Genomic DNA, 23,397 nt, shown 5'->3' with positions numbered 1-23,397 from the left:
AAAAACTTCTAATATTTTGTCGTAATTTGCTCGAAAGTTGTGCATAAATTAATTGTTGTGGTGACATTAATTTAAGGCTTATTAGCTGTAAGCACAACTTTTATCTAAATGCACAACGGGTTGTAATAAGTTTTCTGGCATTTGTAGGTGTTATCTTATTTTTAATTCCTGACTTTGAGTATTTTTCTAGCTGGTTATTTGATGAGTCTGTCAATTTCTTGAATTGGTTTAAGGTTTTGGGACTGGATTATATACAAGCATCTGTGGTGATTTGTGTTTTGGTACCAATTTTAATAATATTAGGTTTGTTATATTTAAATAAAAATACAACAAGTGAATGATGATATAGAGAATATTCTATTTTCAAGATTTGTAAATCAACCTATACCTTTTGAATTAATTAGTTTAAAAGAACTATATAAGCGTTGTGAAGAAAGTAATTACGATATGTCAATAACACATAGAATTGCTTTTCATGCTTTAATTATTATTACAAAAGGAATCAGTAAGCATTTTATAGATTTTAAAGAGGTAACATTATCACCAGGAACTATATTACCACTTTTAAAAAATCAAGTACATTCATTTAATAAAAATCTTGAAGTAGAAGGAGTTGTTATTTCTTTTGAAGATAGTTTTATAACTCATAATATTAGCCATAAAAACTTATTTCATTTTCTACATATTTTTCATAGTCCTAGTATTTTAATTGCTAAGGAAGATTTAAAAGTGTTGCATCCATTTTTAAATATTTTAATAGAAACACACCAAAGCAAAGATCTTAATTTAAAAGCTGATATTATCAATGCGTCCTTAATAGCATTACTCTTACAAATAAAGCGATTATCTGTATATAAGCATAAAACATTTGAAAGCAAAAGATTTAAAGACTTTGTACAGTTTCAACAATTAATTACAGAGCATTATCATGAAACTCATAATGTAGTAGATTATGCCAATATGTTATCGGTATCTTATAAATACCTCAACGATGTTTGTAAAGAAATTAGTAATAAAACAGCAAAAGCTTTTTTAGATACTTGGCTTATATTAGAAATAAAAAGGTGTTTGTTAGATCGAACTTTTACATCTCAAGAGATTGCTTTTAAAATGGGATTTAAAGAGCCTTCTAATTTTATAAGATTTTTTAAAAAATTCACCAATACAACTCCAAATCAATATCAAAAAAACTTGAAATAAAAAAAGTAAAGTTAGATATTGACTATTTTAATGATTGAATAGATAAGTCTTTTCTTTTCTCTCTTTCAGAAATTTGTAGCATTAAATAATATACAAATGACTTTACAAGAGGAGTTACAACAAATGAAAGATGCTACAATGGAAAGAATGCCTCAATCGGTAGTTCAAGTACTTGAAAACAGTATCATAAGTATTGAAAAACAACAGTTAAAACAAAGATCGTTACAAAAAGGAAACTATATTGAAGACCTTTTATTAACTACTGTAGAGGGAAAAGAGTCTTTATTAAGTAGTTTTATAAAAGGTGATTATCTAATTTTAAATTTTTACAGAGGAGGATGGTGTCCGTATTGTAATATGGAATTAAGGGCTTATGAAGAATTGCATTCAGAATTTAATAAGTTAAATATTGATATTATTGGAATCAGTTCTGAATTGCCATTGTTTGCAAAAGAAACTACCAATAAAAATGCTATTAATTTTCCTTTAGTTGTAGATATCAACGCTCAACTAATGAAGAAAATCGGAATTGTTTTTCAATTAGATGAAGCTACAAAAAGGGAATATGAAAATTTTGGTTTAGACCTTTCAAAATTTCATGGAAATACTAATGATGAACTACCTGTTCCTGCAGTATATGTGATTGATAAAACTATGAAAATTGTATTTACACATTTTGAAGAGGATTATATGACTCGTTTAGAGCCTTCGACATTATTAGAAAATTTAAAAAGTTTGTAAAAATGAGTATAACAAAAATAATTTATTGGGTTTCTACAATACTTTTATGTCTTCTATTTATCATGGGCGCTATGATGTATATTTTTAATTATCCTAGAGCAGAAGGTTTTTTCATCAGCTTAGGTTTTCCAACTTGGATTATATACCCTTTAGCAGTTTTAAAAATAATTGCACCTGTAGTTATTTTAACAAGAGTCTCTTTATTTCTGAAAGAATTGGCATATGCAGGATTTCTTTTTGATGCAGTTTTAGCTTTTTTTGCTCATTTGATGGTTTTAGATGGCGAGTACTTGTTTTCTGTTTTAGCTACTATTTTAACTATTGTATCATGGATTTGGGACAGAAAAGTTTATGGGGTTTATAAACAAGAAAAAATATTATAAATGGAAAATAAAGAGAAAGCAATCACTAATGTAAAGCTAGCAATAGAAGGCTTAATAAAAGCCGGAACTACTTATGATATTGAAGCGTTAGATGCTGTATATCATAATAATTTAGAAGTTTCTTTTATGGATTCTTCGGGAAATGTTTCTATTTCAAATAAAAAAGATTTTAAAAAACTTTTTGAAGTTAAAAGAGCTAATAATGAGGAATATTTAAATTCTTGGGCGCATTTTAATCATATAAATGTTCATAAAAATAAAGCTCATGTATTAATAACAAGAAAAGTAAACTTAACAGGAAAAGAAGATACTTTAACCTTGAGCATTGACTTGGTTTTAGAAGAAGAAAAATGGCAAGTAATTCGTGAGGTTATTTTTACACATCCTGTATTATAATTTTTAAAAAACCTAAGTTTATAAACTTGGGTTTTTTAAATTTACAATCTAAATAATTTTATACTATGAATGTACTTCATATAGATTCTAACCATCCTTTATTACTAAATCAGCTAAAAGATTTAGGTTATACAAATCATGAAGATTACACCTCGTCAAAAGAAGAAATTGAAAATAAAATAGCTGCTTATGAAGGTATTGTAATTAGAAGTAGATTTACTATTGATAAACAGTTTTTAGATAAAGCAACAAATTTAAAATTTATAGGACGTGTTGGAGCTGGATTGGAGAATATAGATTGTGAGTATGCAGAAAAAAAAGGAATTGTATTGATTTCTGCTCCAGAAGGAAATAGAAATGCCGTTGGAGAGCATTCATTAGGAATGTTGTTGTCTCTTTTTAATAAATTAAATAAGGCAGATAAAGAAGTAAGAGCAGGTAAATGGTTACGTGAAGAGAATCGCGGTATTGAGTTGGATGGTAAAACTGTTGGACTTATTGGTTACGGAAACATGGGAAAGGCATTCGCAAAAAAGTTACGTGGGTTTGATGTTGAAGTGCTTTGTTACGATATAAAAGAAGGTGTTGGAGATGAAAATTGTACACAAGTTTCTTTACAAGAATTACAACAAAAAGCAGATGTACTTAGTTTACATACCCCACAGACAGCATTGACTGTAAATATGGTGAATTTAGAGTTTATCAATCAGTTTAAAAAGTCGTTTTGGTTGGTGAATACAGCACGTGGAAAATCGCTAGTGACTAAAGATTTGGTAACTGCGTTAGAATCAGGTAAAGTTTTAGGAGCTGGTTTAGATGTACTAGAATATGAAAAAAAATCGTTCGAAAATCTTTTTAAAAAGAGTGATACCTCTAGTGAAGTAGAAATGCCTGAAGCATTTCAATATTTAATTCAATCAGAAAAAGTAATTCTATCTCCGCACGTTGCTGGTTGGACGGTTGAGAGTAAAGAAAAATTAGCACAAACTATTGTTGATAAAGTAAAAGCTGCTTTTAGTTAAGTAATTTGTCTATATTGTAACAACAATAAAACCAAATAAATTATTATGAATAAAGATACCATCCTTATTCCAACGTTAAGTACTTTTGTTGATGATCTATGGGAAAGAACAAAAGGAATAACGACACCAAGATTTTCTGGTGTATTCGAATTAATACCGAATCAAGAATTTCAAGCTTTAATTTTATTAGGAAAGTATACTATTAAAGATAGTAAGATTAACCTTAAAATAAAATGCTTTTTACAACACACTGAAACAAGTAAGGTGTTACCAAATACTTTTGAAACAACATTGGTAGGAGATTTAGAAAAGGAAATTGGATTTATTTTATTTCCAGAGCTTCCTAAGTTTAAGTTTACCGAAGAGGATGAAGAAGGAGAGTACAAGTTTATTTTACAAGTACATGATACCAACTCTGGAGAAGATAAAGAAGTGGAACAAACATTAACTTTCAGTAAAAAGGAAATAGACTTTTTTCAAAAGAGAGAAGGTGAAATAGAAGATTGGAGACAGAATTATTATCTAGATCCGAAACCAACAGAGCTAATTTCAAATTACTTTAAAAGTTTAGAAGAAAACGATATTTTAAATCAAGATCAAAGTATTATTTTTTATGTAGAAGCATTAAACAATTCACCTTTTTTAGTAGAAGAAATTAAAAAACTATTATCTAAAGGAGAATGCTCTCAATTGCAAAGAAATGGTTTAAATATTGTATTTGCTCGATCTAAGTATGAAGAGGTTGATTCTTTAGGCTTTTCTGAGCAAGAATTGAAAATTCTTCATGAGTTTAGAAGCGAATTTCAAAGTCCTTTAGAGTTAGAAATTACGCATCCAACCGAATTGGATATGTTATGGAGTATGTTTTTTGCCAATGGTAAATATGAAAATGTAGAAAAAATTATTTCTGTATTGTATTATAAAAAGGATATTACTGAAGAACAAGCCAAAAGTTTGCCCCAAGACGAATTGTTGAAATATGCTATTGGAAGTGCAGCAGATTGGTCTTTAGAAACTATAGGGAGGTATCATCCAATGGTACAGGTGTATATGATTAATAAACTAAATCACCCTACAACTTCAGACTATATTAAAAGTCAATTAGCAGATATTCTAAATCGATTTAAAAAAGAAGAATAGTTTAAAAAACACAAAACATCCGAAGCATATTCGGATGTTTTTTTTAATACTTATATTTTAGCAAGAGCAGTGAGACCAGTCAATTCCATACTGTTCTAACTGAATTTGAATGTAATACTCTCTGTCTCTCCAACTAGATCTACAAAAGTCATTGCAATCAAAAAATATTCTACCACCTTTAATTACTTCTTGCTCCTCTTTTTTTAGTTTTTTTCCTAAGTTTAAAATTTGTTTTTTCATAAAAATAATGATTTAATTAAATTGATTAAACTCTTGAACAATTTAAAGACACTCAAGAGATATGTCTATTCCTCGCGAAAGAATTTTGTTAAATTTAAAAGTACAATTTTTTTGTCGTGTTTGTAAGATTTAATTTGTTGTAGTTTAGTTGTTTGTGTTTGTTTTTACACGATCAAATAAGCATTTTAACGAGTAATGTTGTTAAGTATATATTTTTATGTATGAAACATGAAGTGGCATTAAGTTTGATACGTTTTCGGTCATAAAAATTAGATGAACTATGAAAACTACTTTTGCTATAACAATTTGTTTATTTTCAATACTACTTTCTGGATGTTCTGTTATTTTTCATGGATATAGTACTGATGTGTCTTACACTGAATTATCTAAGCCAGATTGTTTGGTGGAAAATATCAAAGAAACAACCCTTTTTTTTAACGGTGAGCCTATTCATTTTTCATATAAGAAGAAAGGATTGATAGAAGTAACAGGAAGCAATAGCGATACAGACAATGAAATTTTACAAAAGCTAAAAGAAGAAGCAAAATTAAAATGTGCTGATGCCGTGATAGCTATCCAAAGCGGATATATAGATAGGAAATCTGGAATTATTTTTGATTTTGATGAAGAAAATAAAACGACTTATACCGCAAGATTCTATAAAGGTATTGCAGTAAAAATGCTACCATAATAATTTTCAGTCTATTTAATTATAAATAATCATGTTTAAAATAGCGTTGAATAAAAGATTCACTTACTACAGTTTTCTATTACTGACCTCAAGTATTTTTTGTGCGTGCAATCTTTTTTCTACTAGAAATATTCACAACGATTTTAGATGGAAAAATAAAAAGTTTGATACTCCTTTAGCTGTAGAATTAGAATATACACCTGAATTAGTTACAGACATTGCAAATGCGGCTTTTTTCTTTGAAGATATCTCAGAAGAGAATATTGATAAAACGTTTAATGTTCAAAGCTTTTTAATAGAGAAGTTTAAGAATCGTAACATATTTTGTAATGCAGGTTCTAATGATTTAAAAATAAGAATTGATAAATTAATATTTAAAGGCTTTTCCGAATCTGTAGCGGTTTACAGTAATGATCAAACAGAGTATTTAGGAAACGATCATAAAGATTTTTTCATTTTCGAAATAAGAGGGAGTCTGTTTTTAAATGGAGTTTATTATTCTGAAGTATCAACAAATATTTCTCATAATACAGAACCAAGAGAATCGTATGTGTTTTCTGGACATATAGCTTATGGAGGCATTAATGCAGAACCCAAAATAATGGTTGAAAATGCGATTAATGAATTTAGTTTTAGAACATATTTAAAGATAAAAGAAGCCTTGAAAAACAAATAAAATATTAAGTTTACTCTTTAGTGTTTCAACATAAATAATTAACATGAAAAAACATAACTACCAAGTAAAAGTAGAGTGGACAGGCAATGAAGGTAAGGGAACTTTAAATTATAAATCGTACAATAGGAATCATACAATTACAACAGAAGGGAAGTACGATGCAATAAAAGGTTCATCTGATCCTTCTTTTTTAGGAGATAAAACAAGATATAATCCAGAAGATTTTTTTTTATCCTCTTTATCATCTTGTCACATGCTTTGGTATTTACACTTATGTTCTGTACATAAAATTATAGTAACTGAATATGTAGATAACGCAACAGGAGTAATGGAAGAAATGGATAATGGAAGTGGAAAATTCACTGAAGTAACTTTACATCCAATAGTAAAAATTACAGATAAAAATATGATTGAGAAAGCAAATGAATTACATGAAGAAGCTAATAAAATGTGTTTTATAGCTAACTCTTGTAATTTTAAAATAGGGCATAGTCCGCAGATAATTGTAGATAAAAGTTAGTCTACAAAGAGTGTATTTCAGTACAAAACCAACGTATTTATAATAAAAACAGCGAATTGAAGTTAAAAGAGTAACAGGTAACGTTAAAAAACGTAAATTGTAACCAAAAATTTCAATCATGAATCTAAAAAACATCCCCATAATTGTTTTTACACTTTCATTATTAATGACATCGTGCGGAGAAGATCCAGCAATTAGTTTAAACGACAATACACCAATTGTACTTTCAGATACAGATCCAAACAATCCAAATCCTTTCAACGGAGTTATGGATCCAGTAACTACAATTCCATATCCAGAAATTTCTTCAAACGAATATATTATAGAATTAGATCGTTGGGATATTCCTAATGACCGACAAGATCCAGTAAAAACCACCAATAATTTACAAGCTGCCATTGATTGGGCAATTGGAGAAGGTTATGGAATTATAAGACTTCCAGCAGGTAATTATTTAATAGGTAAAGAAGGAAATGATATTTATTATGCCGGAATTACTTTAGACAGTAATGTGGCTTTTTTATTAGACAAAGAAGCTGTTATTGAAATGACAGCAAATGATAAATGGAACTATTGTGCAATTGCTATTCGTAATAAATCGAATGTAGTTGTTTCGGGTGGTATGATTTTAGGAGATAGAGATAAGCATGTTTATACCCCAAGAGAATCTGACGGAAGTATTGTACATGATGAAGGGCATTTAATTTGTATTGAAGGAGAAAGTAAATTAATTACGTTAGAAAACTTAACATTGGCAAAAGCGAATGGAGATGGTGTTTTATTAGTTGGAAGCCCAAAAGGAGAAGAACAAAAGCTGACTGATATTGTTATTAGACGTTCAAATTTTTCAGATAATAGAAGACAAGGAGTTTCTTTAGTAGGAAGCGCGAATGTTTTAATTGAGAAAAATGAAATTCATCATACAAATGGAACTTCACCTCAGTTTGGAGTAGATTTAGAAGGAGCAGGAAGAACCAATGAAAATATTGAAATAAGAGATAATTATTTTCACAATAATAGGGGAGGAGATATTGTAAATACTGATGGTAAAAATGTATTAGTAGCTAATAATATACTTCTTCAAGGAGAAGATAGCCAGTACATTGATGGACCATTAGTTTATTGGAAAAATGCAGATATGACTGTAGAAAATAATAGCATTACCATGAGAACGGTATCTGTAAATAATTGGAATGGTATTATTATGTATTCTAACGATAATGCAAAAACAAATCCTGCCACTACGTACATTTTAAATAATACACTAAATAACTGTGGAATGTATATGTACAAGGGAGCTGATTTAGTTATAAAAGAGAATTTTATGGATAATGGACATTTGGCTTTCAAAGAAATGGAGAATCTTACTTTAGAAAATAATAAAGTAGTACATGATAATGAATGTTGGGCGTATCGTTTTTTACAAGTAAGCGGAACAGCTTCTGGAAATACATATAATAACCAAGCTTTTGATATTCCATTATCAAACACACCTTGGGATGGTTGTTGGATAAATTAAAATATTTGAAATTTTAAATGAAATACGAAGCAAATACACCAGAAGAGTATATTTCTCAACTTCCAGAAGAAAGAAAAGAAGTAGTAGAAAAGTTACGTAAGGTCATAAAAAGTAATTTGCCAGATGGTTTTGAGGAAGGTATCAATTATAATATGATCGGTTATTATGTACCGCATTCTGTGTATTCCAAAGGGTATCATTGTGATCCAAAACTACCATTACCTTTTATGAATATTGCTTCTCAAAAGAATTCAGTAAACTTATATCATAGCGGAATTTATGCTAAAAAAGAATTATTAGATTGGTTTGTAGCAGCATATCCAAAACATTGCAAACGAAAGTTAGATATGGGAAAAAGTTGTATTCGATTTAAAAAAATGGACGATATTCCTTATGAATTAATTGCAGAATTATGCACTAAAATGAGTGTTGAGGATTGGATTCAGGTTTACGAAGAAAATATTAAGAGATAATTTAGCGTAAAAAATCAAAATCCCAGTGAATTAGCATTTTCACTGGGATTATCTTTTTCTTCTTTTAATTTCTTTTTGGTTGACTTTAGCAATTCTCCCCTCTATTTATTTCCTAACATTAAAATTTCATTACAAACGATTTCTGTGATATAGCGTTTTTCTCCTTCGTTTGTTTCATAGCTTCTCGATGTTAATTTTCCTTCAATAGCAACTTCATCGCCTCTATTTACATAGCTTTCAATAATATCGGCGGTTTTGTTCCAGGCAATTACATTATGCCATTGTGTGTCTGTTATTTTTTCTCCTCGATTGTTTTTGTACGTTTCATTGGTGGCTAGTGAAAATTTAGCCAATTTTTTACCAGAATCTAATATTCTAATTTCTGGTTTGTTTCCTAGATTCCCAATTAACTGTACCTTGTTTTTAAGTGCATTCATAAGTATTATTTTTTCGTTAAACAGTTAAGACATTGCCATTAAATAATGACACTGCAAAGATCGGAACCAAAGCAAGTTATTTTCGGTTGTTAAACGTTTGTTTTCGTTTGTAAACGAATGTAATTGATTATTTTTACTATTTTTAGGCTTTAAAAAATTGAAATCATGGAATTATATTTAGAAACTGAACGGTTGATTTTAAAGGAGTTTACAGATAATGATGTAGATCATATTTTTCAATTAGATTCAAACAAAGAAGTACACGAGTATTTAGGTAAAAAAACAATTACAACTCAAAAACAAGCAGAAGAGATTATAGAGTTCTTTAAAAAACAGTACCAAGAAAATGGAATTGGAAGATTTGCTGCCTTTGAAAAAGATTCGGGTAATTTTATTGGCTGGTCTGGATTAAAGTTTAACAAAGGGGCGAAAGAAGAGTTAAACGGATTTACAAATTTTATTGATATTGGATATCGTTTATTACCTTCTTTTTGGAGAAAAGGATATGCTTCTGAATCGGCTATTGCTTGTTTAGAATTCGGATTTAAACAAATGAATTACGATATAATTTATGGAGCAGCGGAAACTGATAATATTGGATCAAACAAAATTTTACAGAAAATAGGGCTCAAGTATGTAAATAACTTTGATATTGAGGGTACAGATGCAAAATGGTATGAGTTGAGTAAAGCAGATTATGGAAGTTAAAAAATGTTTAGAGTGTGGAGATAAAGTAGTTGGTAGAGTTGATAAAAAATTCTGCTCTGATTATTGTAGAAATGCTTTTAATAATAAGGTAAATAAAGAGAGTAAAAACCTTATTAGAAATACTAATAATCGATTAAGAAAAAACTATAAAATTCTATGCGATTTAAATGCTGGAGGTAAAACTAAAGTAACACGACGCAAATTATTTGACAGAGGTTTTGATTTTAAGTTCATCACATCTCGTTATGTAACTAAAACGAATAACACTTATTTTTATGTCTACGATCAAGGTTATTTAGAGTTAGATAACGAAGTGTTTTTATTGGTGAAGCAAGATTAATTGTAACAATTTAAATAAATAACCTACATATAAGCAATTAAAAAAATGTTATGTATTTGTTTTTCTTCATTTCAATTGTTATTGCTTTTGTGCTATTTATTGTTTTTTATTTCAATAGTAAACAGATTATTAAAAGAACATTAAGAAAAATTCCGAATACAAGATCAATCATTAGTATTAGGAAAAATGAGCTTACTAAAATAACAGGAAAAGCATTACATGTTCAAGAGCCTTTAATAGCTCCTTTTAGTAAACGTAAATGTGTGTTTTATAATATTGTAATAGAAGAAAAAAGACGTTCAAATAATAATAGTTCTCGTTGGGTTACTATTTTAGATAGAGACGAAATACAACCGTTTTTTATAGAAAAAAATGGAGATCAATTAATTGTAAATCCAACTAAAAGACCTAAAAATTATAAACGTTATTTAGTTAAAGATAGTACAGTATCATCAGGGACTTTTAATGATCCTACTCCTGAGTTTGAAGCTTTATTAAAAAGATACAATATTAAAGGAACTAACTTTTTTGGTTTTAATAAATCGTTACGTTACTCAGAAGGAATTATAGAGGTAGGAGAGGAGATAACTGTAGCAGGAATTGCAAATTGGAAAGAGTTAAATGAGTCTATTGAAGGGTATTCTTATTCTAAAATAGCTACTTTAGAAAGTAGAGATAAACAAAAGTTAATTATTACAGATTTGTCTAGTCATTTAGTGAATAAAGTTTAGGCAATAGTATTAGAAGTCTGAAGTTGGAGCTTCGAAGATTCCTTTTAACTTCTGGCGTCCAGCTTCAAACAAAGAAACTTTAAATTGATGGTAAAGCGATCTTATTTCCAAGTGTTTCCTTTTAATGTCATAGCAGCTTTTAAAACATCTTTTTGACTTATTTGTCCAACTAATTTTCCGTTTTCTACTATTGGAAACCGTCTTCTTTTTGATTCTAGAAATTTATTGGCAGCATCAAAAATATTCATAGTTCCGTCTATAGTTTCTACCTGGCGTACCATTGCTTTTCCTACGGTGTTATTACTATCTACAGGAAGGTTGTAATACCTGCTTTCAGAAATTTGTTTCATGCAATCTCCTTCAGATATAATTCCGATAAGTTCATTTTTATCATTTACAACAGGTCCTCCTGAAATCTTATTACGAATTAAAGTATCAATAACCTCCTCAATAGGTTGATTTTCTTTAAACGTAATTAATTTTGTACTCATGTAATCAGAAACTAAAATAGGTGCCGATTCACTTTTAGTGGCGGTGGTTCTTCTACCTTGAAAACTTTTAAAACTCATAATTTATTGATTTTAAGACAACTAAATATAGTGAATTTTTAATAACATCAACAAAATGAGTAGGTTGACCTATTTTTTATAACAATGAATGGTGCTTGTTAGGAAGCAAAAACAAAGATTTATCTCAGAAATACTAACTTACATTAAGTAGAATAATATGTTGTTTGATATATAAAATAATTACGGAGTCAAATTCTTACAAATTATAAGCACTTGCCTTGTGGCTAAGTTCAAGTATGTTTTTAACTTCTAGTTTTTTCATTAAGTTAAAACGATGCACTTCTACAGTTCTTTTACTAATATTTAATTCTTCAGCAATGTCTTTATTGTTTTTTAATTGAAGTACTAAATCTAAAATTTGTTTTTCTCTTTTAGTAAGCTTGAAAGGATTTTCACTAGCATCTTTTTTAGTTGAAGTTGCTATGGCATTTCTATTCACAAAATTACTCATAATTACACCAGAAACATCCCCAGAGAAATATTTACCACCTTCAGCAATTTTCTGTAAAGCTTTTAAAAACTCTTCTTTGCTTGATCCTTTTAAAAGATAACCATCGGCACCAGCCTGAATAGATTTTACAACATACTCTTCAGAATCGTGCATAGAAAGCATTAATGTTTTAATAGGTTTATTTCCATAAGAGTTGTTAATGGTTGATACTACTTCAATGCCACTCATTTCAGGCATTCTAATATCAACAATAAAAACAGTATCAGAAATTATTGATTTTACAATTTCAAGAGCATCCATTCCATTAGAGGCTTCATTAACAACTTCAATTGTGTTTTGATCTTCTAAAAGAGCCTTAATTCCATCTCTTACCAAAACATGGTCATCTACTAAAACAACATTGATCATTTTCATAAACTATACGATATACTTAACAAAAATACATAAAACAGTGTAATCTAACATAAGAGGCTATTGTAGGGCTTTATTTAAAGGAATATTTAAGGTAACTCTGGTACCTTGTCCTTTTTCAGAATTTAAAAATATACGTCCATTTACATATTTAATACGCTCTTTCATAAAAGTGAGTCCCATACCACCAACACCTTTTTTCTTTTTTTCTGAATCAAATCCTACACCATTATCATCAATTACAACACTTAAAATGGTATCGCTATGTGAAATTGAAAGTAAAATATGAGAAGAGTTAGCGTATTTAATAGCATTATTAATAGCTTCTTGGGTAATTCTATAAATATTAATTTCAACCAAACTATCTAAACGATCATTAAAATTTGTTTTATTAAAAAACACAATGTTTTTACCAGTTAGTTTGGTCAGTTCTTTTGTCAATTTAGATAAAGCAGGAACCAATCCATGATCAGATAATTCAGAAGGCATTAAGTTGAAAGTAGAGGTTCTAACACCTTTAATAATATCAGAAGTTTGATCTTTAAGTTGTTGAACTTTTAAGTTGGTTTTTTCAATGTCATTCGGATTGATACTTTCTAGATTAAATTTCAATCCAGTCAACATTTGTCCAATACCATCATGAATATCTTTGGCTATTCTGCTTTGTTCTTTTTCTTGATTTTCAATAATTTTTCGAGAAATGATTTTTTGCTGATTCATTCGTTCTTCAAATCCCTCTTGTTTTAATTTATCAATTTCTAATTGAGCAATTTTTTTATCAGAAATATCAGAAGCAATAATTAAAAGTTCCGATTTTTCTTGAGTAGCATTGTATGGGATAATAGCCATTTCTAGCCAAATATCTTGATTATTATAATTTGTAGCCTTTACTTCACCTTGCCAACCTGTTTTTTTATGCTTGTTAATTAAGTTTTCAATAATTAGTTGCTCATTTTTATCTTTAGAAAGCAGGTTCCAGAATAATGTTGTGGTGTTATGCTTTGAGTGTTTAAAAAGTTTAGAAAAACGATTTCCAATATGTACTATAGTTCCGTTAGGTAAAATTCGTGCAGATAATAAAGTTTCGTCCATAGCTCGATTCAAGGCTTTTAGTTCTTTCACCGATTTTTCTTTCATAATACTTAATTCATCTGCATCAAAAGCCATTTTTTTAGCACATTTTTCAGCTAAAAGTAATTCAGCCAAGGTTGCTCTAACTGATTTAGCTGTGGGCCAAAAAATAAATAAAAACTCTCCAATTAAAATAATTAAGGAAAGAAGCATTAAAAAAAGCTCTAAGGTTTTTAAATTGTTAACCTTTTTACTAGCTTCTTCATTGTATTGGTTTACAATAGCATCCATGAGCTTTAAAAATTGTTGCTCATTATTTTTAACAGCTTTTAAACTGTTAGCATACTCTTCTGTAGTAGCATTTGGGTTTTCTTCAATAGCAGCAATAATATCTTTGGAAGCTGTATCAATAATTTCAAAAATAGGATTTAAGCGATTGAATTGCTCAGTAATAATAGCACTATTATTACCGGGTAAGCCTAAGCTATCGTTCCCTTCTTGTAAAGCTTTATGCGATTGAATCCATAAATTTTGAGTGCTTTTCAGCTGTTCTTTTAAAGCAGTTTTTTTTTCTGCTAAAGGCTCAATGGCGAGTAGAACAACTTCTTTAGTTAATTTCTGACTCAGCATTCGTTGCCTACCAGCAATGTTAATAATAGTAGAATCACTTTGTTGATCTCTTAAATGATTTCTAATTAATAACTGACTTACAATTACAGAAATAGCAATGGTACTTAATGCTAAAACATATAAGTTACTTAATTTTTTAAAGGTTCGTTGATCTAATGAATGAGAGTTTTTGGTCATTCTTATAAAGCGATTCTAAGCAATAGCCTGCTGTATTAACGATAAACTTTTTTCTGAAAATTGTATTTTCATAGCTTCTTGTTTTCCTTCTTCAGACATTTTTTTCATAGTCTTTTTAAGAATGTCGATTACTTTTTCATCAGTATGTTTTTGAGCAAACTCTTCAAAGTAAAAATCTAAAAAAACCAAACAAATAATATCTTCTAAAGTTTGAGATTCTTCATTTTTTTTTAGTTGTTTCTTTAAAATTAGTGAAGCAACTCTTTTAACAAAAACTTCATCGTATCCAATTTTTTCTAAAATTTCAGAAGTGATTTTAGCATGAGATTTTTTTAATTCTTCTCTCCATTTTAAATAACCAACTCTATCCATTGGATACGAATCTCTAGGAATAGACCATCTGCAAATATGTTGAGCTCTGGCAGCTATTTGTAAAGCTCTAGAAGCATTAGGTTTAAATTGCAAAAGCTTTCGTGTCATTCTTTGTGAGTACAAAAGTTCCTTTGGAAACGTTATTCCATGAGCTTCTTGTATATTCGGATCTTTAGCATTCTCATTGTCAATTAAAGCAATTGCCGCTTCAAAACGTGTTGGTTTCATAAAAATTAATTAATCAGAAAAACCAATATACACATTTCCATCTTTAATTTTAACTGGATATACGGCAATGTGTAAACTTTCATCAGTTAAACCAGCTCCATTTTCTAATGAAAAGTTTTTTTTATGCAAAGGGCAAGCAACAACAGGAGTTCCTTTTTTATCTCCAATAAGTCCTAAAGACAGTACCATTTCCATTTTATGCGGACATAAATTTTGACAAGCATACCATTTACCTGTTCTAGTAAAATTGAAAACAGCAATTTGTTTGTTTTTATATTTTACGCAAGCGCCACTATTTTGAGGAAATAAAGAAGTACTTCCTGCTTTAAACCAAACGTTTGTGTTTGTTTCTTCTACGGTGGTGTATTTATCTAATAATTCTTCCATGTTTTTAAAATTTTGTTAGTTAAATCAATTACGAATTTGAAATTAGGAATTACGAATTATATTTCACTCAAGCCTTTTACCCGAGCTCCTCTATTCAAACACATGTGATTTCTACCATGATATTTATAAAATCTCGTCTCTCTTTTCTCGTTTCTCTTCTCTAAACACTTGAAATCAAGTGTTATCCAGAGATTAACTCCAAGCTTTCGGCATTTTTTGTTCTCTCATAGGAACAAATACTAACTCATCATTTGTATCATCTGTATTCACAAAATGCTTGAATCGTTTCATCATTTCAGGATTTTCAATGGCTTGTTTCCATTCACATTCATATTTATTAATTAATGCTTGCATTTCATGTTCTAAAGTTTCAGCAATACCAAGTACATCATCAATAATAACTTGCTTTAAATATTCAATTCCGCCGTCCAATTTGTCTAACCAAGGAGCAGTTCTCACTAAAGGTTCAGCAGTTCTTATGTAAAACATTAAAAATCGATCTAAATATTTAATAGCAGTTTCATCGGTAAGTTGTTCTGCAAGTAAAATAGCATGTTTAGGGTTGGCACCACCATTACCACATACATATAAATTCCATCCACCATCAACAGCAATTAAACCAAAATCTTTACCACGAGCTTCGGCACATTCTCTGATACATCCAGAAACTCCTCCTTTTAATTTGTGTGGCGCACGCAGACCTCTATATCTATTTTCAATTTCAATGGCAAAAGTGACACTTTCATGCATTCCAAATCGACACCATGTAGAACCTACACAACTTTTTACGGCTCTTAATGATTTACCGTAAGCATGACCACTTTCAAAACCAGCATCAATTAATTCTTTCCAAATAAGAGGTAATTCATGAATTTGAGCACCAAATAAATCGATACGTTGCGCTCCTGTAATTTTGGTATATAAATCATATTTTTCGCCAATTTTTCCAATGGTAATTAACTGATGAGGTGTAATTTCTCCACCAGCAACTCTTGGTACTACAGAATAAGTTCCGTTACGTTGAATATTGGCAAGAAAACGATCGTTTGTATCTTGAATTGTTACTTGTTTATTGGCTGTTTCCATAGTAGTTGTAGCAAAAATAGAAGCCAAAGCAGGTTTACAAACTTCACAACCATGACCATGACCAAATTTGTCTAAAGCCTCTTCATACGTCTCAATTTTATTCACCTTAATCAAATCAAAAAGTTCTTGTCTGCTGTAGTGAAAATGTTCACAAATCACTTGTTTCACCTCTTGCCCTAACGATTTAAGTGTTTCGTTTACTAAATCTTTCACCATTGGTTTACAACCACCGCAACCAGTGGTCACTTTTGTAGCATCAACAACATCACTCAACGAGCTACAACCACCTTCTGTAATAGCAGTACAGATAGCACCTTTAGAGATACTCTCGCAAGAACAAACTTGAGCTTCATCTGGCAAATCTAATACGCTACCAAAAGCACTGCTATTTTGACCCCTGCTTCCAACGATTAATTCTTCGGGGTCTTCAGGAATAGGAAGTCCATTTAAATAAATTTGATGTAGCATATTATAATCAGCAGCATCGCCAACTAAAATACCACCTAGTAATTTTTTTCTATCTAAACTTACATTAATACGTTTGTAAGTGCTTTTTGTTTTATTCTCAAAAATTACAGAATACCCTTTTTCTACAGGCATAAATGGTTCACCAAAACTAGCTACATCTACACCAATTAATTTAAGTTTGGTAGACATATCAATTTCATCTTGCATTAATACATCAGTTTCTCCTAAAATTTGATGTACTGCAACATGTGCCATATCGTATCCTGGAGCAACCAAACCATAAATCATATTATTAAACAACGCACACTCACCAATAGCGTAAATATGCTCATTAGAAGTTTGCATTTTGTTGTTTACCCAAATTCCACCACGAGTTCCGGTTTTTAAATTGCAAGTTTTAGCTAGTTCATCTCTAGGACGAATTCCTGCAGAAACAATTAGCATTTCTACATCTAGCTTATCATCTTCGCCAAATTGCATTCCTGAGATAGCATAATCACCTAAAATTTTACTTGTAATTTTTGATAAGTAAACACTAATACCCATCGATTCAATTTTTTCCTGTAATACATTACTACTACGTCTATCTAATTGTCTGGGCATTAATTTAGGGGCAAATTCAACAACATGAGGCTCAAATCCCATGTCCATAACAGCTTTGGCAGCCTCTAAACCTAATAAACCACCACCTAAAACAGCTGCTTTTACTTTATCTTTTCTTCCTTTTTGAATGATATCAGCATAAGACAATGTATTTTCTAAATCCTCAATAGTTCTGTAAACAAAAACACCATCTTTTTCTATTCCTTCAATATTAGGAACAAATGGAGATGATCCAGTTGCTAAAACTAAGTAGTCGTACGAGTATTCTTCACCATGAATGGTTTCAATTGTTTTTGATTTTTTATCAATACTATTAACACGTGTATTTACAATAAGTTCAATATTATTGTTAGCATACCATTCTAACGGAGCCATTTCTAGTTTTTGTGCGTTTTTATTTTCAAAAAACTCACTTAAATGTACTCTGTCGTAAGCAGGTCTTGGTTCTTCTCCAAAAACGGTAATTTGGTATTCTTTACTGTTAGATTTTTCTATGAACTTTTCACAGAATTTATAGCCTACCATTCCGTTTCCTACTACAATAATTTGCTTCATAATACACGTTGTTTAGTTTGTGTAATTATTTTTTAATATTAAATCAGATAAACTTTACTGGTGAAAAATCAGTTAGTTGAAATGTTTGGATAATAAATAATTACGCTGTCATAGAAACAAAAATAAGTATTAATACGTAATTTTATCTGTAATACTTAATAAAAATTACGTAGTTATTTTTGTTTTTCAATAAAATTTAAAGCGAATTATTTTGAATATATTAGTTTGAAGCTAAAACACTTGTTTTTTTAGTGAGCAGTATGCAATGTTTTAGTAAGCAGATTTCAACAGCTTTATTATAATATCTTTTAATTTAAAATTACAGATGTCTCATTTCTTTTTTCTCGTTTCTTTCTTCTAAAAACCTTGTATATAAAGTCAATTAAGTATTCTTTTAGCAACTATATTAATAATCAACTTCAAGCTTCTAACTTCAGACTTCAAGCAAAACTCTACTTTTAATATCTCATATCTAAAATTACAGAAGCCCATTTCTTTCCTCTAAAAAACATAGTTGTATTACTACATAAATAAGCTGAGTTTTATTTGAGAAAGTAAAAAGAGAGTTTATGAAAAGTACAATTGAACCTGTAAATATTAATAATGAAGTAGATTAAGATATTCAACTAACTGGTTTATGAAGAATGAAATAGTTTTTAGTATTGCTACGTGTTTTATTTTTATAAAAAAAGACCAACCAATTAAGGTTAGTCTTTTTTGATTTTTTAAATTCTTATTTTTTAATAATTGTTGATTTTAAACCGTTAGATAAAATTAAATAGTATGTGCCTGAAGGTAAGGTTGAAATATCAATTTTCTCTGTATTACCAGATAATAACTCTTCTGAAAGAACGTTGACTAACTTCCAAGTTATGTGGTTAGATTGTAATTTAGAAATATAAATTTCATTATCTGCAGGATTAGGATAAACAACAAGTTCAAGATCATCTTTCTTATTGTTTGTAATAGAAGATGAACGGAAAAAGTTGTTGTTACCTACAAGGATTCTCACCGACTTTTCAGTTGTTTTTCCTTGATTGTCAAAAGCTACAATTTTAATTGTTCTATTTCCTGCCGGAGCGGTTCTATATGAAAATGCGTAAGGAGCAACAGTTCTACTATGAATTAATTGTGCGCCATCGTAAAATTCAACTTTCGAAATACTTCCATCACTATCAGAAGGGTTTGCTAACATATATACATTTTGTCCTAGTGCATATTTCTGATTATTTTTAGGGAATGTAATAGTTAAACTAGGTGGAATATTATTATTTTCTACAAGAATTCTCACTGACTTTTCAGTTGTTTTTCCTTTATCATCAAAAGCAACAATTCTAATAGTTCTGTTTCCTGCTGGAGCAGTTCTGTATGGAAATTCATAAGGAGCAGTAGTTCTACTATGCAATAACTGTGCGCCATCGTAAAATTCAACTTTCGAAATGCTTCCATCGCTATCAGAAGGGTTTGCTAACATATATACATTTTGTCCTAATGTATATTTCTGATTATTTTTAGGATATGTGATCGCTAAACTTGGTGGATTATTATTTCCTCCTGTATTAGGAGTAGTATCTAAATTAAAAGCATTCGAATTAAAATTAGCTCCAGCTTTAGGAAAGTTTTTACCAAATTCAACAGCACCAACATCAGGTGCAGAACCTACGTGACCTTCAGTAATTCCAAAAATGTTTCTTCCTTTATTTATTGGAGAACTACCAGGCTTAAGGCTAAAGTTTCCTTTTGATGGATCAACAAAAATATTATTTGCTTGGTTATGTGCATATCTTATTTCATTTTGCTTGTTAATAGATCTGAGAATGCCTGCTCCAGGAGTATTTTCAGAGTCTTTAGCACCAGCATCTAAAAGATTATTCCACATTCTTACATTAGTAAACCTACCTGTACCTTCATTTCCTATTCTTTGCCAAGCAGTAACACCTCTATCACAATTAAACATAGTGTTATTATAATAATATGCATTTTCAACATGCGTAAAACGCGGACCTAAATATACAAATGTACCTTCTGGGTCTATGTCTGTTTTAAAATTGTAAACAATATTATGGTGTACTGTATAATTAGAACATCCTTCTAAATAAAAAGCTAAAACAAATTGTTTGTTTCTTCTCCATGGAAGAGTAGTGCTATCGTGAATTAAATTATAAGCAAATTCAGAACCTTTTAAGTCTAGAACATTACCCCAGTCACCTCCATTAGTAGCTTGAATAGAGCCTGCATCTTGCCCCATTTTCATACAATCATAAATATCATTATGTGTTACTTTCATGCTGCCATTAGTACGAATATGAAACCTACCTGTTGAACCTAAAGTACTTCTAGTTACAATAGTATTATCTCCAAAGTTTTGTATAGAAGATGTAAACTGACCAATCCATCCTAAGTCTTCGAGTCTACAATTTTCAATTTTATTATTTCTTCCTTTGTTAACAAAAATACCATGTCCCCAGCTATGTGCTATATAACTATCTTTAAAAAGGTTATTACTACCTTCTATAAAAATACCGCCTTGTTCTCTTTTAGAAACAGCATATCCTGTTCTAGTAAAAAAAGGCCATAAGTATTGAACTGACGATTTTAATATTTTACAGCTATTTGTATTTACCATTTCTAAAGATGCCGCATGTATATTAATTCCTTGAATAGTTACTGAACTTCTGTTTGTTAAATCAAAGGCAAACTTTCTCTTTTTAGCAGTAATATTCATATTATTTGGATTTCTACCACCTGGAGGTTTAAAATAAATTTTGTTATTACTTTCAAACCATTCACCTTCCATATCTAATGCGTTTAAATGAAATATGTAACCATATCCTGTATCATCAGTAACAACTGGTTGCGCATTTACCCATTCTTTTGTAATTGCATCTACTTGAAGCTCTTTTCCATTAGAAGAAACAATTGTACCCATTGGGTTCATCCATTTTTTACCAGTAATACCTCTAAATACTCCTCCTTTAAAATGATCTCTTGGAAAACCAGATAGATTTGGAAACACAACTTTTTTTCTTTTTCGTCCTTTAAGTCCTGGAAAAGCTTCACAAGCTTCATATCCAGTTTGTTTATTTCTAGGATTCATCATTTCATCAGTAGTGTTGTTAGGCCATCTTGCCATTTTCTGACGTTTGTTATTAAGAAATAACATAGAAAACTGAGTTTCTCTACCGCTAAAAGGAGCCTCATATATTCCTGGCCCTTGTTTACTAGCAATCCAATTTTTTATCGGACTAGCACCAGACACAATTACTTTTTCATTGTTATAATTTTTAAAGATTACGTTATTATCTTTTACAATAACTTTTTCATAATAAACACCTCCTCTTATAATACAAACATCGCCAGAGTTCATTATGTCTGCCGCTTTTTGTATTGTTCTAAAGGGGTTGTTTAAAGTTCCAGGGTTTGAGTCATTTCCTGTTTTTGAGGAAACATAGTAGTCTTTTGCATTTAAATTAAAAGTAAATAAAATAAACACAAATGTTAAAATTGAGTTAGGGAACATAATTTTAAATTTAAGATTAATATTAGTTTAAATTTTTATTTGTCAATGATATGAAAAGGTTAAAGATGTTGATTAGATTAATGTTAACCTGTAGTAAGTCAATATTACCTTATAGATGTTTGGTACTCTAAAGCGGAATTAGTTTAACTTTTTAGAATAAAAGGAGCTTTAAGGCTTTAGAGTAAATAAATATTTATATTGATAGTACAGAGTGATTTAGTATTCAGAATACACGTTTTGACTTACTTTTCTCTATTAAAAAACTGTTAGTAGTTTTAAAAAGAATTTTACTCTTTTTAAATTAAAAAATCGAATACTAATTCCTCAATGTTAGCTATTAGATAAGTCTTATCTTTTCGATAGTTGTATTACTACATAAATTAGCTTAGTTTTATTGGGTAAAGTAAAAAGAGAATTCATGAGAGGTACAATTACCCTATTATTCGTATTGATGATTGCTTTTTCCCCAGCCCAAAGCAATAAGTCAAAAAAAGGAAAATACGTTTTCGAGTTAAAAGAAACAAAGATTGTTCAGGTTGGAAGTGCTGATAATCTGTTTTTTGATTATGATAATGATGGCGATCAAGATTTATTGATTGGTGGTTATAATGATCAAGTGTTAAACGGATCTAAAACACATACATTACTCTATAACAATGATGGAAAAGGAAATTTTTCAGTAGATAAAAGATCTACTTTTATGGGAGTAGAGTATGGAAGTATGGATATTGCTGACATGGATAATGATGGCGATTTAGATTTAGTGATTACTGGACAAGATTTAAAAAGAGGTGCAAAATTTGGAGTTGTTATTTATAAAAACGATAAAGGTGTTTTTAAAAAAATCAAGACAATTCATCCATTAGACAGTTATTCATATCCTACTTATGCTGGTTTTATTAATGCAAATAATGATAAGCATATTGATTTGGTTATTGAAAAGGATAATAATGTAGAAATCTACTTTAATAATAAGCGTGGCGATTTTTTAATGAAAAGTAAATTGCGTGGTATTGAAAAGGCTTTTGCTTATGGTATAGTGCCTTTTGATATTGATAAAGATGGTGATGATGATATTTTAGTTCAAGGTGAAGATGAAAATTATGAATTCACCACAAAAGTGTATCAAAATAAATTAGGAAGGTTTAGTTCAGTACCACATACATTTAGAAATACGTATCAGGGTATTATTGAGTTAGTAGATTTAAATGGAGATGAGAAAGAGGATGTTTTTATGAGTAACATAGGAAATAGTTTAGAAGAAGTTACAGGTAATAAAGGCGCAAAAAACTCTTTCTTTTATATAAGTAAAGAAGACAATTCTTTTACTGAGGTTCCTTCAAATATTCATAAATATAATTTAGGTAGTTCTTGCTTTGTTGATTTAGATAGTGATGGAGATAAGGATTTAATTATTATGGGAAGTAGAAGGAACTTAAAAAGACCAAACGAATCTGTTGATGCTGTAGATATTTATGTAAATCATAACGGAACATTTAAATTATTTAGACAAAATGCTTTTCAGTTTTTAAGACAAGCAACCATTAGAGCTACAGATATTGATGGAGACGGCGATAATGATGTATTAATAACAGGTTTTAAAGACGGAGATGTGCCAAGAACAATGTTATATTTTAATAAAGTGAAATAGA

General features: G+C 29.7%; 24 protein-coding genes. 15 read left to right on the top strand and 9 right to left on the bottom strand.

Features of this window, described 5'->3' with window-relative positions; all coding sequences use genetic code 11:
- Positions 1 to 333: 333 nt before the first annotated feature.
- The 6 genes from EYW44_RS19445 (at position 334) to EYW44_RS19420 (ending at position 4,882) form a co-directional block, all read left to right on the top strand.
- Positions 334 to 1,200: an AraC family transcriptional regulator gene (locus tag EYW44_RS19445; protein WP_132726681.1), complete on the top strand. Its 867-nt coding sequence runs from the start codon at positions 334 to 336 to the stop codon at positions 1,198 to 1,200.
- 96 nt (positions 1,201 to 1,296) lie between these two features.
- Positions 1,297 to 1,941 (top strand): peroxiredoxin-like family protein, encoded by a 645-nt coding sequence (locus EYW44_RS19440; protein WP_132726679.1) that lies wholly within the window; start codon positions 1,297 to 1,299, stop codon positions 1,939 to 1,941.
- A 2-nt stretch (positions 1,942 to 1,943) separates the two neighbouring features.
- Entirely contained in the window at positions 1,944 to 2,324 is a 381-nt protein-coding gene (locus EYW44_RS19435) for a DoxX family protein (RefSeq protein WP_132726676.1), read from the top strand.
- Complete coding sequence (locus EYW44_RS19430; RefSeq protein ID WP_132726674.1) at positions 2,325 to 2,720, top strand: hypothetical protein; 396 nt, start codon at positions 2,325 to 2,327, stop codon at positions 2,718 to 2,720.
- 65 nt (positions 2,721 to 2,785) lie between these two features.
- On the top strand, positions 2,786 to 3,742 hold the full coding sequence (locus EYW44_RS19425; protein ID WP_132726671.1) for a 2-hydroxyacid dehydrogenase: 957 nt from the start codon (positions 2,786 to 2,788) through the stop codon (positions 3,740 to 3,742).
- 45 nt (positions 3,743 to 3,787) lie between these two features.
- Positions 3,788 to 4,882 (top strand): hypothetical protein, encoded by a 1,095-nt coding sequence (locus EYW44_RS19420; protein ID WP_132726669.1) that lies wholly within the window; start codon positions 3,788 to 3,790, stop codon positions 4,880 to 4,882.
- A 57-nt stretch (positions 4,883 to 4,939) separates the two neighbouring features.
- Here EYW44_RS19420 and EYW44_RS19415 read toward each other — a convergent pair whose 3' ends face one another.
- Complete coding sequence (locus EYW44_RS19415) at positions 4,940 to 5,122, bottom strand: hypothetical protein (RefSeq protein ID WP_132726666.1); 183 nt, start codon at positions 5,120 to 5,122, stop codon at positions 4,940 to 4,942.
- Between the two features lie 280 nt (positions 5,123 to 5,402).
- On the opposite strand from EYW44_RS19415, the gene EYW44_RS19410 reads away from it, so the two are divergent.
- The 5 genes from EYW44_RS19410 to EYW44_RS19390 all read left to right on the top strand — a co-directional run bounded on the left by EYW44_RS19410 (position 5,403) and on the right by EYW44_RS19390 (position 9,001).
- Positions 5,403 to 5,813 carry a hypothetical protein gene (locus tag EYW44_RS19410; protein WP_132726663.1) on the top strand — a complete coding sequence of 137 codons (411 nt, stop codon included), beginning with the start codon at positions 5,403 to 5,405 and terminating at the stop codon, positions 5,811 to 5,813.
- Between the two features lie 31 nt (positions 5,814 to 5,844).
- Positions 5,845 to 6,489: a hypothetical protein gene (locus tag EYW44_RS19405; protein WP_132726660.1), complete on the top strand. Its 645-nt coding sequence runs from the start codon at positions 5,845 to 5,847 to the stop codon at positions 6,487 to 6,489.
- A 43-nt stretch (positions 6,490 to 6,532) separates the two neighbouring features.
- Entirely contained in the window at positions 6,533 to 7,009 is a 477-nt protein-coding gene (locus EYW44_RS19400; RefSeq protein WP_132726657.1) for an OsmC family protein, read from the top strand.
- 118 nt (positions 7,010 to 7,127) lie between these two features.
- Positions 7,128 to 8,528 (top strand): right-handed parallel beta-helix repeat-containing protein, encoded by a 1,401-nt coding sequence (locus EYW44_RS19395; RefSeq protein ID WP_132726654.1) that lies wholly within the window; start codon positions 7,128 to 7,130, stop codon positions 8,526 to 8,528.
- A 17-nt stretch (positions 8,529 to 8,545) separates the two neighbouring features.
- Positions 8,546 to 9,001, top strand: a complete 456-nt coding sequence (locus EYW44_RS19390; protein ID WP_132726651.1) for a DUF1801 domain-containing protein — start codon at positions 8,546 to 8,548, stop codon at positions 8,999 to 9,001.
- 101 nt (positions 9,002 to 9,102) lie between these two features.
- On the opposite strand, the gene EYW44_RS19385 is transcribed toward EYW44_RS19390, so the two are convergent.
- Positions 9,103 to 9,438, bottom strand: coding sequence for a single-stranded DNA-binding protein (locus EYW44_RS19385; protein WP_132726649.1), 336 nt, complete (start codon positions 9,436 to 9,438; stop codon positions 9,103 to 9,105).
- Between the two features lie 165 nt (positions 9,439 to 9,603).
- On the opposite strand from EYW44_RS19385, the gene EYW44_RS19380 reads away from it, so the two are divergent.
- Genes EYW44_RS19380 through EYW44_RS19370 form a run of 3 tightly spaced genes read left to right on the top strand, consistent with a single transcriptional unit; the run spans position 9,604 to position 11,217 of the window.
- A complete protein-coding gene (locus EYW44_RS19380; RefSeq protein WP_132726646.1) occupies positions 9,604 to 10,146 on the top strand; it encodes a GNAT family N-acetyltransferase in 543 nt (180 codons plus the stop codon).
- Entirely contained in the window at positions 10,136 to 10,486 is a 351-nt protein-coding gene (locus tag EYW44_RS19375; protein WP_132726643.1) for a hypothetical protein, read from the top strand. Before EYW44_RS19380 ends, EYW44_RS19375 begins: the two co-directional genes overlap by 11 nt.
- Positions 10,487 to 10,536: 50 nt before the next feature.
- Positions 10,537 to 11,217, top strand: coding sequence for a hypothetical protein (locus EYW44_RS19370; RefSeq protein ID WP_132726640.1), 681 nt, complete (start codon positions 10,537 to 10,539; stop codon positions 11,215 to 11,217).
- A 101-nt stretch (positions 11,218 to 11,318) separates the two neighbouring features.
- Here EYW44_RS19370 and EYW44_RS19365 read toward each other — a convergent pair whose 3' ends face one another.
- The 7 genes from EYW44_RS19365 to EYW44_RS19335 form a co-directional block, all read right to left on the bottom strand.
- A complete protein-coding gene (locus tag EYW44_RS19365) occupies positions 11,319 to 11,786 on the bottom strand; it encodes a CBS domain-containing protein (RefSeq protein ID WP_132726638.1) in 468 nt (155 codons plus the stop codon).
- A gap of 196 nt (positions 11,787 to 11,982) precedes the next feature.
- Positions 11,983 to 12,651: a response regulator gene (locus EYW44_RS19360; RefSeq protein ID WP_132726635.1), complete on the bottom strand. Its 669-nt coding sequence runs from the start codon at positions 12,649 to 12,651 to the stop codon at positions 11,983 to 11,985.
- A 57-nt stretch (positions 12,652 to 12,708) separates the two neighbouring features.
- Positions 12,709 to 14,526, bottom strand: coding sequence for an ATP-binding protein (locus EYW44_RS19355; RefSeq protein ID WP_132726632.1), 1,818 nt, complete (start codon positions 14,524 to 14,526; stop codon positions 12,709 to 12,711).
- A gap of 15 nt (positions 14,527 to 14,541) precedes the next feature.
- Positions 14,542 to 15,126, bottom strand: coding sequence for a DUF4202 domain-containing protein (locus EYW44_RS19350; RefSeq protein WP_132726630.1), 585 nt, complete (start codon positions 15,124 to 15,126; stop codon positions 14,542 to 14,544).
- Positions 15,127 to 15,135: 9 nt separating this feature from the next.
- Positions 15,136 to 15,513 carry a nitrite reductase small subunit NirD gene (gene nirD / locus EYW44_RS19345; protein ID WP_132726627.1) on the bottom strand — a complete coding sequence of 126 codons (378 nt, stop codon included), beginning with the start codon at positions 15,511 to 15,513 and terminating at the stop codon, positions 15,136 to 15,138.
- A gap of 192 nt (positions 15,514 to 15,705) precedes the next feature.
- A complete protein-coding gene (gene nirB / locus EYW44_RS19340) occupies positions 15,706 to 18,225 on the bottom strand; it encodes a nitrite reductase large subunit NirB (RefSeq protein WP_132726624.1) in 2,520 nt (839 codons plus the stop codon).
- A 733-nt stretch (positions 18,226 to 18,958) separates the two neighbouring features.
- Positions 18,959 to 21,745, bottom strand: coding sequence for an Ig-like domain-containing protein (locus tag EYW44_RS19335; protein WP_132726621.1), 2,787 nt, complete (start codon positions 21,743 to 21,745; stop codon positions 18,959 to 18,961).
- Positions 21,746 to 22,163: 418 nt separating this feature from the next.
- On the opposite strand from EYW44_RS19335, the gene EYW44_RS19330 reads away from it, so the two are divergent.
- On the top strand, positions 22,164 to 23,396 hold the full coding sequence (locus EYW44_RS19330; RefSeq protein WP_132726618.1) for an FG-GAP repeat domain-containing protein: 1,233 nt from the start codon (positions 22,164 to 22,166) through the stop codon (positions 23,394 to 23,396).
- The last annotated feature ends 1 nt before the right edge of the window (position 23,397 follow it).

Source organism: Tenacibaculum sp. M341, assembly GCF_004337695.1.
Taxonomy (GTDB): domain Bacteria; phylum Bacteroidota; class Bacteroidia; order Flavobacteriales; family Flavobacteriaceae; genus Polaribacter.
Note: the sequence above shows the minus strand (reverse complement) of the source record. Positions and strands in the feature narration are given on the sequence as shown.